Consider the following 3208-nt stretch of genomic DNA (forward strand, 5'->3'; position numbering starts at 1 on the left):
GTAGCAAAAATAGCTTGGCATGATACATATGAAGGCATTATTCCAAGAGAAATTCAAGACAGTTTTTTAGACGAGGCATATTCTGATGAAAAAATGAAATATCGTCTTAAAAATACGCATTTATTCGTTGCGGAAGAAGAAGGAGAAGTGATAGGGTTTGCGAACTTTTCACCTGTTAGACTACAAAATGAAGCGGAATTAGGTGCGATTTATTTGTTACCAGATCAGCAAGGAAAAGGGATCGGAAGTGCTTTATTACAAAAAGGAATTAAAGCATTAAATGGGATACGGAAGTTGTACATACATGTAGAAGCTGCAAATGAAAAAGGAAAACGCTTTTATGAAGCGAAAGGTTTTGCTGAATTAGAGCAATTTGAAGAAGACTTTGAAGGACATATGATGCAGACAGTAAGGATGGTTTTATACGTATAAGGAGGACTAGTAATGAAAATTTTTGATTTTAGTGAAAAAGTAGGAAAGCACCTATCAGTATTTCAATCTAATTTCATCATGTCGAAAATATTAAACCATCGAGGGAATATACATATCGGTGCTATGCATTTACACGAGAATGGAATCATCGGTAATCAAGAAGCAGTTGTATCTCAACTGCTTCTTATTGTGAAAGGAGCAGGATATGTATGTGGGGTAAATAAAGAAAAGATAAATATAGAGGCGGGACAAGCTGTGTTTTGGGAAAAGGGAGAGCTCCATGAAACAAGTACAGAACACGGATTAACAGCAATTGTTATGGAAGCGGAGAATCTTGAACAAGCGATAGCAATGCCTATTATTCAAGGGGAGTTGTAAAAATGATAATTAAGGCGAATCAAGAAGATACCAATGAAATATTAAAATGTGCGGCTCAATCGCTTTTTGAAGGGACGAGAGGCAATTGTCAATTAAGTACCGAGAAAGCGATTGAAATTACAAAGCCGATTGTAGAAAAAGGAGCATACTATTTAATCGTTAAAGAAAAAAATAAAGTAATGGGATGGATATTAATAGGGGAAAATACAGACTATTTTTCTCGTGAAAAACTTGGATTTATATATGAATTGTACGTTTTCCCAGAATATCGCGGGAGAGGATTATCGCGAGAACTGATGGAAGCTGGTATTAAGGAATTAAAGGAGAAGTATTTAGAAATTCGGTTGAATGTATTTGCTGGGAATTTTGCAAAAGAGATGTACGAAGAGTTTGGGTTTGTTGAAAGGCAGGTAATTATGACTTTGAAGTGAGTAGAATAGTCTGAATGAGAGAAGAGAAAATAATGATTTAGTGGCTACTTTATCGCTGGAATTTAAAGCGAATAAGTATAAAATAGATGGCTTGCCTTTATTTTATAGTAGATTTATAGAGTGTGCTTAAAAAACAAATAAATTAGTATTATACAATATATCGTTATTATAGTAAAAGAGAAATTTTGGAAAAATATCATTTTTTTGTTTAGAAATTTTTAAATTATTGATATAATCAATTTGTAGAATTGATTATTGGTTAATTTTACTATTTTTTAATTTTAAGGGGGATTTAATAATGGCAGGACAAATTCGTATGTCACCAGAGGAGCTTAAATCGAAAGCGACTCGATATGGACAAGGTGCAAATCAAATTGAGGACATTTTACGTCAACTACAAAACTTACAAAATGAATTAAGAGGAGAATGGGAAGGTCGTGCTTTCGAAGGTTTTGACCAACAGTTCAATCAATTAAAGCCAAAAGTACAAAACTTCGCACAGCTATTACAAGAAATTAATATGCAGCTTAATAAAACTGCAGAAGCTGTTGCTAGACATGACGAAGATCTTTCTCGTAATTTCGGTCTACAATAAGACAGATAAAAAGAAATATATAATTTAGCCATGCAACCATACGTTGTATGGCTAAATTACTTTAAAACTAGAGTAAGATACGAAGTCTTTCATCAGATAGACTCGCAGTCGCAGGAGTGATAAGTAGTGAAAAAGTTCAAATGGAGCATCTTGTTGTTTATTATTTTAGCTCTTGTACTATCGACAGGGGTCTCCTATTTAGCATTAAATCAAAATGTTAAGAAAGCTAATGAGAATACTACACCAAAAATGACAGTTGCGTTGGTAAATGAAGATCAGGGCACTGTATTTGAGGGCAATAAAATAGCATTTGGAGATCAATTTGTTAAAAATGTAAATAAAAATACGAAACAAGAATGGTACGTAGTTAGTCGCGGGGTAGCAGAAAATGGATTGAAAAATAATAATTACAATATGATGATTGTTATTCCAAATGATTTTTCTAGGAAAGCAGTTGCGATTGATTCAGAGATTCCGGAGAAATTAACGTTAAACTACAAAGTAAATGCAACTGGGAATAAGGATTTGAAAGCTGAGGCAGAAAATACAGCTTCTGTTATTTTAGAAGATTTCAATAAGCAAATAATCGACGTTTATTTTGCGAGTATTATCGGTAAGCTACAAGGTGCACAAGATAATATAGGTAAAATAATTGAAAAAGGAAACGTTCAAACAACTATGTATAAAAAAGATATACATAGTCCGTTAGCAAATTACACAAATCAATTTAAAACAGTACAAGATTATACAGGTGTTTCTGTTAATAGTTTCAAAGGATTTCAGGATGTTTTAAAAGGTTTCGGTCAAGCGTTAGATGAAGGGAATAAATCTAACAGTACGTACTTAGATGGTTTTAATAACTTTCAAAAAATGCAAACTGATAACAATTTGTTAGCGAATAATTTCACAAATCAATTCAATCAATATATGAATGATATGAATACAGGCGATGCTTTAAAGCAATTAAGTGCATTGGAATCAGCTAATAAAAGTATTTCAAATCAATTTACGTTTTCAGAGAAAGAACCAAATATTTTAACTGATGCTGCAGCGATTCAAAAATATTTAGCAGATGTAAAAAAACAAGTATCTGAATATGATACAGAACTTGCAGGAAAGTTAGAAAGTGATATTCAAGAGACGGTAATTAAGAAGTTAAAGCAATCTATGTCGAATGATGGAAAGCAAGAAATCTTCATAAATACATTAATGAAACAACCAGATGCTCGAATAAAGAAACAAATCGAGAATTTAATTGCGAAATTACCTAGTTTAAACATGGAAGAAATCGGTCAAAGTGATTTGCCAGATACAACGAAATTACAACTGCAAAATGTAATTCAATTTACAAAAAAATATAATAAAGAAAATA

5 protein-coding genes are annotated in these 3208 nt (G+C 32.3%); all 5 read left to right on the top strand.

Going from position 1 to position 3208, the window contains the following annotated elements:
- Positions 1 to 432, top strand: a 432-nt coding sequence (locus tag ACQGS6_RS25290) for an N-acetyltransferase family protein (RefSeq protein WP_426965789.1), incomplete at its 5' end; no start/stop codon positions are given.
- Between the two features lie 12 nt (positions 433 to 444).
- Entirely contained in the window at positions 445 to 810 is a 366-nt protein-coding gene (locus tag ACQGS6_RS25295) for a hypothetical protein (protein ID WP_000688079.1), read from the top strand.
- A 2-nt stretch (positions 811 to 812) separates the two neighbouring features.
- The gene (locus tag ACQGS6_RS25300) at positions 813 to 1241 is read left to right on the top strand and encodes a GNAT family N-acetyltransferase (RefSeq protein WP_000584232.1); all 429 of its coding nucleotides are present in this window, start codon (positions 813 to 815) and stop codon (positions 1239 to 1241) included.
- Between the two features lie 298 nt (positions 1242 to 1539).
- Positions 1540 to 1836 (top strand): WXG100 family type VII secretion target, encoded by a 297-nt coding sequence (locus ACQGS6_RS25305; protein ID WP_000918601.1) that lies wholly within the window; start codon positions 1540 to 1542, stop codon positions 1834 to 1836.
- 126 nt (positions 1837 to 1962) lie between these two features.
- Positions 1963 to 3208: type VII secretion protein EsaA (gene esaA, locus ACQGS6_RS25310; protein ID WP_426965791.1), on the top strand; the 1246-nt coding region annotated here is incomplete at its 3' end.

This window comes from Bacillus sp. GMs2/2 (assembly GCF_050172095.1).
Classification (GTDB): domain Bacteria; phylum Bacillota; class Bacilli; order Bacillales; family Bacillaceae_G; genus Bacillus_A; species Bacillus_A cereus.